Raw genomic sequence first — 15809 nt, 5'->3', positions numbered from 1 at the left:
AAAGCTTGCTTTCGGCCTGCGCATTTATGAGCTTGGACGTTGTTCGCCGTCTTCCTTGGGATACGCGCCGCTTTCGCTTGACGGCGGAGGCGCGCTTATAGAGGTTGTTCAAAAAGTCCGCTTTTGATCACGAAGTAAATCATGAAGTGGACTCGGCATCGAATCTTGAATTCAGCTGGGCCTTCCGGTGCTCATGTACCCAAAACGTACGCTCCGCTCCTCAGGCCCTAGCTTCATCCAACTTTCTCGGTGCTGAAAACCGACCTTTTTGAACACGCGCTTGTAGGATTAGAACGCGAATTCGATCGTATCGACGGCACTCTTTGCGCCAGCCGCCGGTTTATGACATTCAATCCGACTTAGCTCAAGTTGCGGATTTTCCACAATTTGTGACAGTACCCGCAGGTAATCCTCGGTCAAGGTACGGATCGTCGCTTCTTTGAACAGCTTGGTGGCGTAGAAGAAGCCCCCGCTCAGGGCCCCGTTGTTTTCATACATAAACAGCGTCAGATCGAACTTCGCTTCTTCCAAATGGTCAAGCTCGTAAGTCTTCAGGCTGACCCCTTCCAGCTCGACGTCTCGTTCTTCGATATTTTGCAGGTCGAAAACGGCATCGAACAGCGGGAAGCGACCCGGCTCCCTCTTCACATTCAAACGTTCCACGAGCTCCTCGAATGGATAATCCTGGTTCTCGAAAGCACCCAAAGCCGTTTCCTTCACTTCCTCCAGGTAGGACAAAAACGTTTTGTCGCCCGACGGACGATTGCGGATCGCCAGTGTATTGACAAACATTCCGATGACCGGTTCCAAATCGGCGTTCGTTCTTCCCGCCACCGGGGTGCCCACGATCAAGTCCTCCTGCCCGCTGTATTTGGACAGCAGCACGGTATAAGCCACAAGCAGCACCATGAACAGCGTGCTTTCACGCTCTGCCGCCAATTCGTGCAGCCGTGTAGAGAGAGAAGCTTCGACGTCAAACTCCAGATGTGCACCTTCGTAGCTGCGAGCCGCAGACCGTTTGTAGTCTATCGGCAGGTTCGCCGTCGGCAGCTCGCCTTTGAAGGTTTGCAGCCAGTACGCTTCCTGCCGCCCGATCCGTTCTCGGTAGGCCTTCGACTGCTGCCAAACGACATAATCCTTGTATTGAATGCGCAGTGACGGCAGCTCTTTCCCAGCGTAGAAACTCGAGAACTCATCGATCACAATCGCCATTGATACGCCGTCGGACACCATATGGTGCATGTCGAAAATGAGAATATACAGGTTCGGCTCCAGCTCGATGACCCCGGCGCGCAGCAGAGGCGGCTTGCCGAGATCAAATGGACGAACGAAGCTGCGGACGATCTGCTCGATTTGAGCCGCATCCTCTTTATCCGCTTGATGATGCTCGACAGCAAAATCGACCTGCGGGTAAATCCGCTGAACCGCTTTCCCCTTCACGATTTCAAAACCGGTGCGCAGCGATTCATGCCGTGTTATCAATTTCCGCAAGGCGGCTTCCAACCGGTCTAAATCAAACTCGCCTTCCACCTGCACCAGTTCCGGCATGTTGTAAAGCTGATCCGCTCCATCCAGCGTGTGCTGAATAAACAGCCGTTTCTGCGCGGAGGACAGAGGGTAATACTCTCTCTCCTCCGCTTGAGGAATGCCCTCATGCTCCCGCCGTTCCATTCGGGCGATCGCCTCAGCCATCGCTGCAATCGTCGAGTGACGGAATACGTCGCGCAGCGGCAGGTCGACGTTTAATTCCTTAAATACTTTGCCCGCCAGCGTCGTTGCCCGCAGGGAGTGACCACCGATGTCGAAGAAGTTGTCGTGAACGCCTATCTCCTTCGCAAGCCCCAGCACCTCCTGCCAAATCGTCGCCAGCTTCGTTTCCAACTCAGTGCGCGGTGTGATGTACTCTGTTCCGCTTCCCGCTTCCCCTTCCGGCGCCGGCAGCGCCTTCCGGTCAATCTTTCCGTTCGGCGTTAGAGGCAGGCGCTCCAGCTCCACGAAGTACGACGGGATCATGTAGCCCGGCAGCTCCTGCGCCAGCGCGCTGCGCAAATCGTTCACCGCCAGCTCCGCTCCAGTATCCGGCGTGTAATACGCGCATAGCGCCTTCTGCCCGTTCGCATCATTTCGAACCAGCACCACCGCTTCGCGCACGCCTTCCACCCGCAGCAGCTGCGACTCGATCTCGCCCGTCTCAATCCGGTAGCCCCGGATTTTCGCCTGGTTGTCGATCCGGCCAATGAAGTCCACGTTGCCGTCCTCCATCCATGTTGTCTTACTGTCTACGAACTTCTCTTCCGTCAGCTCCGGACGGTTCAAGTACCCGCGAGCCACGCCGACTCCGCCGATGACCAGCTCGCCCAGCACCCCGACCGGCACCGGATTCAGTTGCGCATCCACGATGTAGAATTTCGCATTCAGCCACGCTTTGCCGATCGGTACATGGCCGGTCTGCGGCAGCTTCGTCAGCTCCTCGTCGTAGAAGCTGGAGTCGATCGCCGCTTCCGTCACGCCGTAAGCGTTGATGATCCGGAACAACGAGCCGAAGCGTTCCTGCAAGGTCCGGTAATCCGCCACGCTGCAGCTGTCCGAGCTCGTGATCAAAAGCTCCAACCGGCTCATATCCAGTTGCTGCTCGTGCACGTACTCTAAGAACGGCACGATCAGCGCCGGCGTTGATTCGAAGATGGTGACCCGCTCTCGCTCCATCCAATGGTGCAGACGAGACGGATCGATCCGGTCGTCCTTCGGCACAATCACCATCGTGCCTCCGTTATACAGCGTCCGCGCGATATCGCCCACGAACACGTCAAACGAGAAACTTGCGAGCTGCAGCAGCCTCACCGGGAACTGATCCAACCGGTATTCCCGCCGGTAGCCCGCCGCCGTGTTCACCAGGCTGCGGTGCTCGATCATCACGCCCTTCGGCTTGCCCGTCGTTCCTGACGTATAGATCACGTATGCCAGATCCTCCGGACGGGCTTCATGGAAGCTGCCCATGCCAATATTCGGATGGCCCTCTTCGCTGGCATCCACAGCATCCGTCAGCTTGCCGGAGACCATGCTGGAGCCAATCGACACATTCGCCCGCTCCTCGCTGTACGATGCTTCGTCGTCGAGGTACAGCACCGCAGCCAGCGCCAGCGCCTCTTCGCCAAGCCAGGCTTCGGCACGCTTTCGCAGCGCCGTTTGCGTCAGCAGCACCTTCGCTCCGCTGTCTTCAAGCATGAACCGCACGCGATCCGCCGGATAATCCGGGTCGAGCGGCACATACGCCCCGCCCGCTTTCCAGACGGCCAGCACGGCCACCAGCAAGTCCACCGAACGCTCGGCGAGAATGCCGACGATCGTCTCCCGGCCGATGCCGCTTGCGCGCAGCGTGCCCGCCAAGCGGTTCGCCCGCTCGTTCAGCTCCGCATACGTCAGCCGGTCGTTCTCGTACACGACGGCCTCCGCTTCCGGCGTGCACTCCGCCTGTTCCTCGAACAGCCGGTGGAACGCGGCCGCAGGAGCCGCTTCCGGCTGCGCCGGGTTGAACTCGCCGAGAATTTGTTCTTTTTCCGCTGGTGTCAAAATGTCCAGCTCGGCAATCTTCGCATCCGGACGGCTTACGATCGCTACGAGCAGCTGCTCGTAATGTTTCGCCAGACGTTCGATCGTCTCCCTTTTGTATAGAGACGTCGAATATTCGAAGCTGTAATCCAAGCCGCCGTTCTCCTCGCCCACATCCAAGCTGATATCAAACTTCGCGGTATCCAGTGCGCTCGGATAGGGAATCAGGCGAAGCCCTTCCAGCTCAAATTCCTCGTTCTCTGTATTCTGCATCGTAAATAGCGTGTCAAAGAGCGGATTGCGGCTTAAATCACGGGTAACATGCACCTTATCCACCAATTCTTCGAACGGATAGTTTTGATGCTCGAAGGCGTGGAGAGTCGTTTCTTTGACTTCGTTCAGGTATGACAGGAATGTCTTCTCCGAAGCCGGATAACTGCGGATAGCTAGCGTGTTAAGGAAAATCCCGATCAACGGCTGCACATCTCCATGATTCCTTCCGGCAATCGGCGTACCGACAATTACGTCTTCCTGACCCGAATATTTATGCAGAAGCACGTTATACGCCGCAAGCAGCACCATAAACAGCGTTGTGCCCGTTTCCGAGGCAAGCTGCTTCAGGCCGTCGGTTTTCGAAGCGTCGAAGAAAAACTCCAGCGTTTGTCCTTCATAACTCTGCACGGACGGACGCGGATAGTCGGTCGGCATTTCCAGCACCGGAAGCTCGCCTTGGAACATGTCCAGCCAGTACGCCTCCTGATGTTGAAGCCGTTCCTTCTGCTCATGCGAATGCTGCCAAACGGAGTAGTCTTTGTACTGAATGCGCAGAGGCTCCAATTGCTCGCCGCCGTACAAGCGGACAAATTCATCAACAAAGATCTCCATGGAGACACCGTCGGAAATAATATGATGCATATCATACATTAGAATATGGCGTTCCGGAGCCAGCTCGACAAGGCATACTCTCAGCAGCGGAGGCTTCGCCAAGTCAAACGGACGGACAAAACGGCGAACCGTCTCTTCGGCCTCTTGTTCATCTACACGATAGAACTCCACGACAAAATTCAAGTCCTGGTAAATCCGCTGCGATGCTTCACCATCCACCATTTCGAACCCGGTGCGCAGCATTTCATGCCGCGCCACGAGCTTACGGAACGCTTCTTCGAACCTTGCCCGGTCCAAAGCCCCCTCCAGCAGCATCGCCTCCGGCATGTTGTAGCTAAGCTCCGCGCCTTCCAGTTGATTCAGGATAAAGAGACGTTTTTGAGCAAAAGATTGCGGGTACACCTCCCGGTAATCCGCCACCGGAATAGCAACGAATGTCTGCTCATCCAGCCGGGAAATGGCGGCAGCCATGCTCTCGATCGTGGAATGGCGGAACACGTCGCGCAGCGGCAGATCCACGCTCAGTTCCTTGTGCACCTTGCTGACCAGCGTCGTCCCCCGCAGGGAGTGGCCGCCGATGTCGAAGAAGTTGTCGTAAACGCCAATCTCCTTCGCAAGCCCAAGCACCTCCTGCCATATCGCCGCCAGCTTCGTTTCCAACTCATTGCGTGGTGCGACGTACTCCGTTCCGCTTCCCGCTTCTCCTTCCGGCGCTGGCAGCGCCTTCCGGTCAATTTTTCCATTTGGCGTCAGAGGCAGGCGCTCCAGCTCCACGAAGTACGACGGGATCATGTAGCCCGGCAGCTCCTGCGCCAGCGCGCTGCGCAGAACATTCACTGCCAACTCCGCTCCGGTATCCGGCGTGTAATACGCGCATAGCGCCTTCTGCCCGTTCGCATCACTTCGAACCAGCACCAGCGCTTCGCGGACACCTTCCACCCGCAGCAGCTGCGACTCGATCTCCCCCGTCTCGATCCGGTAGCCCCGGATTTTCGCCTGGTTGTCGATCCGGCCAATGAAGTCCACGTTGCCGTCCTCCATCCACCGCGCCAAGTCTCCCGTGCGGTACAGCCGCTCGCCTGCGGCGAACGGACTGTCTACGAACTTCTCTTCCGTCAGCTCCGGACGGTTTAAGTACCCGCGCGCCACGCCGACTCCGCCGATGACCAGCTCGCCCAGCACCCCGACCGGCACCGGATTCAGTTGCGCGTCCACGATGTAGAATTTCGCATTCAGCCACGCTTTGCCGATCGGTACATGACCGGTCTGCGGCAGCTTCGTCAGCTCCTCGTCGTAGAAGCTGGAGTCGATCGCCGCTTCCGTCACGCCATAAGCATTGATGATCCGGAACAACGAGCCGAAGCGTTCCTGCAAGGTCCAGTAATCCGCCACACTGCAGCTGTCCGAGCTCGTGATCATCAGTTCCATCCAGCTCATATCCAGCCCCTGATCGTGCACGTACTCTAAGAACGGCACGATCAGGGCCGGCGTCGATTCGAAGATGGTGACCCGCTCTCGCTCCATCCAGTGGTGCAGACGAGACGGATCGATCCGGTCGTCCTTCGGCACAATCACCATCGTGCCTCCGTTGTACAGCGTCCGCGCGATATCGCCCACGAACACATCAAACGAGAAGCTTGCGAGCTGCAGCAGCCGCACCGGGAACTGATCCAATCGGTATTCCCGCCGGTAGCCCGCCGCCGTGTTCACCAGGCTGCGGTGCTCGATCATCACGCCCTTCGGCTTGCCCGTCGTTCCCGACGTGTAGATCACGTACGCCAGATCCTCCGGCCGGGCTTCATGGAAGCTGTCGGTGCCGACATGCTGATGGCTCTCATCGCTGGCATCCACAGCATCCGTCAGCTTGCCGGAGACCATGCCGGAGCCAATCGGCCCATTCGCCCACTCCTCGCTGTACGATGCTTCGTCGTCCAGGTACAGCACCGCTGCCAGCGCCAGCTCCTCTTCGCCGAGCCAGGCTTCGGCGCGCTCTCGCAGCGGCGTTTGCGTCAGCAGCACCTTCGCTCCGCTGTCTTCGAGCATGAACCGAACGCGGTCCGCCGGATAATCCGGGTCGAGCGGCACATACGCCCCGCCTGCTTTCCAGACGGCCAGCACGGCCACCAACAGGTCCACCGAACGCTCGGCGAGAATGACGACGATTGACTCCCGCCCGATGCCGCTTGCGCGCAGCGTGGCCGCCAGGCGGTTCGCCCGCTCGTTCAGCTCCCCATACGTCAGTCGGTCGTTCTCGTACACGACGGCCTCCGCTTCCGGCGTGCGCTCCACCTGTTCCTCGAACAGCCGGTGGAACGCGGCCGCAGGAGCCGCTTCCGGCTTCGCCGGGTTGAACGCGCCGAGAATTTGCTCATTTTCCTCTGCCGTCAACAAGTTCAGCTCGGCGATCTTCGCATCCGGACGACTTACGATCGCCGCAAGCAAATGTCCAAAATGAGTCGACAGCCGCCGGATCGTGCTTTCTTTATAAAGAGCCGTTGCGAATTCAAAGCTGCACTCCAGGCCGCCGTTTTCTTCCGTAACATCCACACTCAGATCGAACTTGGCCGTGCCGTATTCACTAGGGTACGGGGACAATTTCAGCCCTTCCAGCTTAAACTCTTTATCCTCCAAGTTTTGCAGGGAGAACATCGTGTCAAACATCGGGTTGCGGCTCAAATCTCGGCTGACCTGCACTTTATCAACGAGCTCTTCGAACGGATAATTCTGATGCTCGTAAGCGCCTAAGGTCGTTTCTTTCACTTCTTCGAGATACGACAGGAAGGTCTTATCCGAAGCCGGATAATTGCGGAGCGCCAGCGTATTGACGAACATTCCGATCAAAGGCTGCGTGTCTCCGTGCGTTCTGCCCGCAATCGACGTTCCGACGATCAAATCGTTCTGACCTGTGTATTTATGCAAAAGCACGGTATATGCCGCAAGCAGCACCATATACAGCGTCGTTCCTCTTTGAGCGGCCAGCTGCTTCAAGCCTTCGTTCGTTGCCTCGTCCACGAAGGACGTCAGCGTTTGTCCCTCAAAACTCTGCACGGCAGGACGCGGATAGTCTGTCGGCATTTCCAGAACCGGCAGCTCGCCCTGGTAACGGTCCAGCCAGTATGCTTCCTCGCGTTTCAACTGCACTTTTTGCTCGTCCGACTGCTGCCATATCGCATAGTCCTTGTATTGAATGCGCAAAGGCTCTACTGACTTGCCGCCGTACAGACGAACGAGTTCCTCGACTAACACGTCCATCGAAACCCCGTCGGAGACGATATGGTGCATGTCGAACATCAGCAAATAACGTTCGATTGCCAGCTCTACGAGCTCCGCCCGCAGCAGCGGAGGCTTTGCCAAGTCGAAAGGCCGGATGAAGGCCTGCACGACTTCAGGCGCTTCTTCTTCGCTCGCATGACGGTACTCGACGGCAAAGTCAACGCTCTCGTAAATGCGCTGTACTGCTTCGCCTTGTACGATCTCAAAGCCGGTTCGCAGCGTTTCGTGCCGTGCGATCAGTCCGCGGAAAGCCTTCTCCAGCAGGCTCCGGTCAATCGATCCTTCCAGCAGAAGCACGCCCGGCATGTTGTAGCTCTGATCGGCCCCTTCCAGCTGATTCAGGATAAACAGCCGCTTCTGAGCTGAGGAAAGCGGATAATATGCTCTTGCGCCTGCCAGCGGAATCGACGAGAACGACTGCTCTCCGATCCGGGAGATGGCGAGAGCCATCTCTTCGATCGTCGGGTAGCGGAATACGTCGCGTAGAGGCAGCTCGACGTTCAGCTCCTGATGCACCTTGCTCACCAGTGTCGTCGCCCGTAGGGAATGGCCGCCCAGGTCGAAGAAGTTGTCATGAACGCCAATGTGCACTAGTCCGAGCACGCTTTTCCAAATTCCGGCCAAGCTGGCTTCCAGCGGAGTCCGAGGCGGAATACGTCCTCCGCCCGGCTGCAAGCTCTCCTCCGGCGCCGGGAGGGATCGGCGGTCAACCTTGCCGTTCGTCGTCAGCGGGAGCCGCTCCAACTGGATCAGGTACGCCGGGATCATATAGGCCGGCAGTTCCTGGGAAAGCACGCTCTTCAGTTCGGCCGCCGGAAGCTCGCAGTCCGCTTCATAATAGGCGCAAAGCTGCTTCTCACCGGAGGCGTTTTCCCTCGCGAATACCGTCGTTTTCCGAATTCCCTCCACTTTCTGAAGCTGAGCTTCGATCTCGCCTAGCTCAATGCGGAAGCCGCGGATTTTCACTTGGTCGTCCGTCCGTCCCACGTATTCGATCGTGCCGTCCGGCAGCCATTTCGCCAAATCCCCCGTCCGGTACATGCGCTCTCCCGGCACAAACGGATTGTCCACAAATTTCTCCGCCGTCAGCTCCGGCCGGTTATTGTAGCCCCGTACCAAGCCTTCTCCGCCGACGCAAAGTTCCCCGGCCACGCCGATCGGCAGAAGCTTGTTCCGGCTGTCGACGATATACACCGTCGTATTGCTGATCGGCCGTCCAATGGGTACGGTAACCGCTAAGTCATCGACGAAGTCGACCGGAAGGTACGTAGTATAAACCGTGCTTTCCGTCGGGCCGTACACATGGTTGAGCCTGCCCGGTCCGATATGGACGAGCGCTTTACGCACATGGCCAACCGACACGCGCTCTCCTCCGAATAAAATCGCCCGAACATCCCGCAGGCAGTCGACGTTCACATCTACAAGGATGTTGAAGAAAGCCGTCGTAATAAACATGACCGAGATGCGCTCGCGCTGGATGAGATCCGCCAGCCGGCCGATTTCCAGCAAAGTCTCGTTGGGAACCAGCACCAGCCGCGCCCCGTTGGTCAAAGCGCCGAAAATATCGAAAGTCGCTCCGTCGAACGAATAGCTCGAAAGCTGGAGGACATGATCCCGCTCGGTGATGTCGATATAATTCGTATTTCGCACGACCCGCACGATGTTGCGGTGCGAAACAAGGTTGCCTTTCGGCTTGCCCGTCGTGCCTGACGTATAGATGACGCAGGCTAGATCTGTCGCTTCGATGCCCGGATTTAGGTTTGTTCCGTCCTCGTGATAGAAGGACTCGTCATCCAGTAAGATCACCGGGTCCGAACCCGCCAGGCGCTCGCGCAAGCGGCTTTGCGTCAGCATGACTTGCCCTCCCGAATCCTCGATCAAGAAACGGATACGCTCCTCGGGATATTCCGGGTCAATCGGTACGTAAGCCGCTCCGGCTTTGTGTGCCGCCAGCATGCCCACCACCATTTCAATGGAACGCTCAGCCAAAATGGCGATCAGACGTCCTTTGGATATCCCGTGGCTGCGCAAGGTTCGGGCAAGGCGGTTGACACGTTCGTTCAGCTCGCGGTAGGTCAGCTCTTGCTCATTCAAGGAGATGGCGACTGCATCCGGGATGCGCTCTGCCTGCTCTTCGAACAATTGAATGAGCGTCTTCCCGCGTGGAAATTCCGTGGTGGTGTCGTTAAAACGTCCGAGAAGGTCGACCTTTTCCGCCTCCGTCACAAGTTCCAGCTCGCCCACGGTAATTTCCGGGTTATCCGTCACCTGCTCCAGCAGATGGACGAGATGCCCCTTGAGCCGCTCGATGCTGTCCTTATCGAACACTTCGGCGTTAAAATCGAGCCGAATTTCGATCTCGGCTCCCGGCACTACGGTCATGTTGAAGTTATAGTTCGTCTGCTCCTCCATCTGAACGTCAGTGATCGTCAGGTCGCCGTGCTGCTGGTCGCCCGCCTGCTCCATCTGCTCGTCCACCGGATAGTTCTCGAAAGCGATGATATGGTTGATCAAGTTCTGCTTTTGAACGCTGTGGGCTTGAATTTCATACAGCGGATAGTAATCATAACGCCCGGACTCCAGCGCGCGCTCTTGGAGCTTCGCCATCAGGTCGGCGAACACGGTGTCCGCTTCGCTCGTGACGCGGACCGGCACCGTATTGATGAACAGCCCAATCATGGACTCTATACCCGGGATTTCCGCCGGTCTTCCGGCCACGACGCTGCCGAATACGGCATCGTTTGTTCCGTTATATTTTTGCAGCATTACGCCCCAAGCGGCTTGCAGCAGCGTATTGACCGTAACCAAGCGCTGTTTCGCCACCCGGTCCATCCGCTCGCTTAAGTCCTTGCCCAGCTCGGCGGTGACGTGATCAGCCGTAAATCTGCCGTTCGGTGCCGGTTCCTTTTGTCCCGGGAGTACGGTTTGCCCTTCATAACCTGCCAGGAATGCCGTCCAATAGCCTGATGCCGTCTGATCGTCCTGTTTCTCCAACCAATCGATATAGGCGCCATAATCCGATCCCTTATCTCCCGCTGGCTGCTTGCCGGATGCCAAGGCCGAGTACGTCTCAAACAACTCCTGCGTCAGTTGCGGCAGGCACCAGCCGTCCATCAAAATATGCTGGAAACTCCACAGCACATGATAGCTTTGCTCTTCGGTGCGCAGGATCGTTACCCGAACGAGCGCGTCATGTTCCAGGTCGAAGCCGCGAAGCTTGTCATCCTCGGCCTTTTTATCCAAATACGCTTGTTTCTCGTCTTCCTGCAAATGAAGCAGCTCTTCATATTCAAAGCCGACCGGTTTGTCGCGGTATATGATTTGCAGCGGCTCGCCCGCTGGTCCTTTCACAAAATTCGCCCGCAGTACCAGATGACGTTTCGCAAGCTCCATCCAGCTCCTTTCGAAAAGCTGGACGTCGAGCGCTCCCCGCATCGTAAACCGCGTCTGCTCGAAGTAAGCGGCCGTTTGCCGGTCAAGCGCGCTGTGGAACCACATGCCCTTCTGCATCGGCGTAAGCGAGTAAATATTCTCGATTTCCCCGACATGGCCCGAGCGCTGGCCGATTTGCTCCAATTCCGCGATGGTCAAGCCTTTAAATTGCACGTCGCTAGGCGTCAATTCGGTGTTTTCTTTGCCTGCGCAGTGGGTAATGAGCTCTCGGAGACTTTGCTCAAGCTCCTGAGAGAAGGCTTCCATCGTTTCCTTGCGATACTGCTTCCGGCTGTAGCTGAGATCGAGCGATAGAGCGCCGTCCAGCACCATGCCGTTGATATCCAGCACAAAGCTGCGGGTTTGCCGGTCACTGGCCGGGTTTCCGCTGGAATAAGAAGATATGCCGATCTCGTCCTGATTGACATCATCGTCGAACTGACCGAGGTAGTTAAAATTAATTTCCGGCTCTGCGCCCCAAACAAAGCCATCCTCCGATTTGGAGAGATAGCGGCATACACCGTACCCAAGCCCCTTGTTCGGAATGCGGCGCAGGCTTTCCTTGACCTGTTTAATCTGATAGGCCAAATCCCGGTTGGTTTCCGGCTCCAGGACGACCGGAAATTTGGTCGTAAACCAGCCGACTGTGCGCGTGATGTCGATATCCGTTCCGATCGATTCGCGTCCATGTCCTTCGAGATTGATCCGCACCCGTTCGTGTCCCGTCCAATTGCGAACGGCTATGCCGAGCGCCGTTACCAAAATATCGTTCATTTCGGTGTTGTAGGCCCGGTGAACCCGCTTCAGCAGCAGCTCCGTTTCTTCGGGAGTCAAACGGACGAACAGCGATTCGCTGTCCTGCTGCGTCGTAACGTCCGCCTCCAGATCCTTCGGCAAGTCCGGAATCGCAATTTGTTCCACGGCCTGCCAATAAGCCCGTTCCTTTGCAATCTCCGGGCTTTGCGCGTAAGCGGCCAGCTGCTCGGACCAAGTGCGGTACGCATCCGTTTTCGCTGGGAAACGAATTTCCTCGCTTTTGCCGGCCTGCTCGTAACCCAGAGCGAAATCCTCCATCAAAATGCGCCAAGACACGCCGTCCACCACGGCATGATGAACCGCGAGCAGTAGATGATCGCCGTCCGCGCATCGGAACAGTCCCGCCTTCACGAGGGGCCCTTTCTCCAGATCGATGCCCGCTTGAATATCCGTTGCCTTCGATTCCACAGCCTGTGCGGTATTCTCCGCACCCTTGAAGTCGAACACGTCCAGCGTGAACAGCCCGCCTTCCTGAATCGCGCGGTTCCGTTGGCTAAACCCTTGTTCCGTTTTGCGGAACACCATCCGCAAGGCGTCATGATGCTCGGCCAGCTTTTGCAGCACCTGACGCACCGTCTCTTCGTCGAAGCGTTCCTTCCGGTACAGCATCACCGACTGGTTGAAATGATGCGGATCCGCAAAGGAGCTCTCGAAGAACCAATGCTGAATCGGCGTCAGCGCCGTTTCACCCGTTATTTCTCCTTGATCAATGGTACGTCCGATCGGTTTCACACGCAGGCTGAGCTGTGAGATAGTCGGATATTTGAACAAATCCCGAATATCCAGCTTGTACCCGGCTTGATGAAGCCGCGAAGTTACTTGAATGGACTTGATCGAGTCTCCGCCCAGCTCGAAGAAATGATCCGTTACCCCAACGCGATCGGCGTTCAATACCGCCTGCCACACATCGGCAAGCGTCCGCTCGACTTCATTTCGGGGAGCTACGTACGCGCCGCCGGTCAGCGCGTTTCCTTCCGGGGCGGGCAAAGCCTTGCGGTCGATTTTGTCGTTCGGCGTGAGCGGCATCCGCGGAAGCTGAACAAAATGCGCCGGAATCATGTAATTCGGCAAATTTTGCGCCAGCGCGCTTCTCAGCTCGCCGAGCGTAAGCGGGCGGCCCGCGACCAGATAAGCGCACAATTCTTGCCCACTTTTGCCTTCCCGCGCGATTACCATCGTCTCCTGCACGGAGTCAATCTTCAGAAGCTGCTCTTCAATCTCGCCGATCTCGATCCGGAATCCACGGATTTTCACCTGATGGTCGATCCGGCCCAAGTACTCAATATTTCCGTCCGGCAGCCAGCGGGCGAGATCTCCCGTCCGGTAAAGGCGTTCTCCAGGCGCGAACGGATGTTCCACGAACTTCTCTGCCGTCAGCTCCGGATGGTTCAGGTAACCTCTCGCAAGCCCCACGCCTGCCACGCACAGCTCGCCGTCCACTCCCGGAGGCACAAGCTGCAGGTGGGCATCCAAAATAAAAATCCGGTGATTGGCCAGCGGGCGCCCGATCGGAACGACTCTGCGCTCCGGCTGCTCCTCATCCGCATCCCAAAGCGTCGTAACAATCGAAGCTTCGGTAGGGCCGTAAGCATTGAAATAGTGGACCTTCGGTTTCCACTGCTGCACGAATTCGGCCGATACCGCCGAGCCTCCCGTTACGAGCTTCGTTAAGCTGGGAAGGCGGTCCGGGTTCAAATAAGCGCTGTACGTCGGAGGCAAAATCGCCGCCGTAATCGCATGCTCGTTCATATAACTCTCAAACAGGCGGTTGTCGAGAATCGTCTCAGCCGTCGGGATGTACAAAGTCGCGCCAAAATAGAGCGCTTTGAACACTTCCCAGCAGGACGCGTCGAACGACAAGCTGGCGAATTGAACGATCCGGTCATGCTCCGTGATGCCGAGCCTGTCCGCGAACATCAGTTTCAAGCTGACCAAACCGCGATGCTCCAGCATGACTCCTTTGGGTTTGCCCGTCGTACCTGACGTATAGATGACATAAGCCAGATCATTCGGACCGCTGGCCGGCTCCAGGTTCGTTCCATCATCGCTGTAGGCCTGCTCGTCATCCAGCGCCAACACGGTCCCTTCGAACGGCACCTGCTGCTGCAGCTCCCTTTGAGTCAGCAGCAGCTGCGCGTTCGAGTTCTCCAGAATGTAGCGGATGCGTGCTTCCGGGTATTCCGGGTCGATCGGCACGTAGGCACCGCCAGCTTTCAGAACCGCCAGAATGCCAACAACCGTCTCCAGCGATCTCCTGGCCATCAAGCCTACCAGCTGATTGGGCAGCACGCCGACCGATCGCAGCGTCCGCGCCAGCCGGTTCGCCCGTTCGTTCAGCTCCGCGTACGAAAGCCGCCGACCCTCAAAGACAATCGCCGTTGCTTCAGGCACCCGCTTCACCTGCTCCTCTACGAGCTGATGAATCGTCCGATCACGGGGATAGTCCTTCTCGGTATCGTTAAAGCTTTGCAGCAATTGAAATTGCTCGTCCTCCGACAGCATGTCCACCCGCACGATGTCCAGCTCCAACTCGTGAAGCCCCACGGCCAGCAGGCGATTCAGATGACCGACGACCCGAGTCATGAACTTGGAGTCATATAAGTGCTCGTTATATGACAGCGCTAAGTTTATCGTCCCACCGGTTAAGCTGAATTCAAAGGAACAATCCGTGACCACGTTTTGCCCAATTTCATCCAGATGCAGCTCCTTAAGGGATACTAGCGTATGGATGACGGGTATCCCGTCTGCATATTGCAGATCCAGCTTCTCCGTCATTTTCAAGAACGGAATATGTTGATGCTGAATCGCTTCCGGCAACGAAGTCCTCAGCTCGCTCAGAAGCGTTTTAAAAGTCGATCCCGCCGAAAGCAAGCTTTTCAAAATGACCGTATGATTAACGGATCGGCGCGTCTCCGTCGGTTTCCGTATAACCGGCATGCCGACCAGAATGTCAGAAGCGCCTGTATATTTATGCAAGAGTGACTGAACACCGGCGAGCAAAATCATAAAAGCGGCCAGCGGAGCGCCCTTGCTCATTTGAAGGACGCGCTGCGCCGCTTTCTCCGAAAGCGAACCGCCGACGGTTGTCATAATGGGCGCCTGGGAGCTTGGAGCTTTGCTGTAAGGCAGCCGCGTCAAGGTATAATCGTCACTACCGAATTTTTCGTTCCAAAACAACGTTTCTTTTTCAAAAGCCACCTGGATCGTCCCCCTCTCTACATCGGTAAAAGCAATCCGGCGGAGCATATGCTGCAGCAACGCTACAGCCTTGCTCCCCGCCTTTCAAACATGTCACAACAATATCAATGGCTTTCGCCAGGTCACCGCTTCGCTTGCCCAGTTGATCGCATGCGGCAATCCTCTGCCTAGCAGCTGTCCCACTCGGCTCCCATGCGTGAAAGACAACAAAGATAATCGTTCTACGCAAGGGATGCGGCTACTTCCGGCTCCTCTCCATATGCTTGCTGCGGACGAGCCGCCCGAAGACGGTCTTGGTTTAATATTGGGTTCGGAATTGGATTCGGGAATGGACAAGGGATGTTCCTCCCATCGATGTAAGGCTTGCTGTAGGGTTTGTACTGGCCAGCAGGAAGTCGGCCGTACCTCCGGATTCGGCACCGGAACTGCCTTTGTCGAAGCTTATGTTTAAGGGGTATTGATACACTCTATGTACGACTTATGTATTCCCCGCAGCCTGGTGTGGATAAGTAAAGATCCGGCTGCGGGGTAGTGAGCTTTTCCTGACGATTAGATGTGAAGATGGTGCTGCATGAGGCTCAAAGAATGCTCCGTGTGGCATGAACGGGACAGCCCTTGGATTAGCGGTGAATTCCATGCTGACTGACGGTACCGCA

The 15809-nt window shown here is 56.9% G+C and carries 2 protein-coding genes; both read right to left on the bottom strand.

All coding sequences use genetic code 11. The features are described from left to right. Nucleotides 1-288 precede the first annotated feature (288 nt). On the bottom strand, nt 289-15201 hold the full coding sequence (locus tag BP95_RS30205; RefSeq protein WP_081819872.1) for a non-ribosomal peptide synthetase: 14913 nt from the start codon (nt 15199-15201) through the stop codon (nt 289-291). Between the two features lie 45 nt (nt 15202-15246). Further along, nucleotides 15247-15489, bottom strand: coding sequence for a hypothetical protein (locus BP95_RS0112050; protein WP_028532286.1), 243 nt, complete (start codon nt 15487-15489; stop codon nt 15247-15249). Nucleotides 15490-15809: the final 320 nt, after the last annotated feature.

It is taken from the genome of Paenibacillus sp. UNC217MF, from assembly GCF_000686865.1.
Taxonomy (GTDB): Bacteria; Bacillota; Bacilli; order Paenibacillales; family Paenibacillaceae; genus Paenibacillus_B; species Paenibacillus_B suaedae.
This window is presented reverse-complemented; position numbering and strand designations above follow the sequence as displayed.

Bases quoted from the DNA above. Each gene is read 5' to 3' on its own strand.
- BP95_RS30205 (WP_081819872.1), bottom strand. From the start codon at position 15,201: ATGCTCCGCCGGATTGCTTTTACCGATGTAGAGAGGGGGACGATCCAG.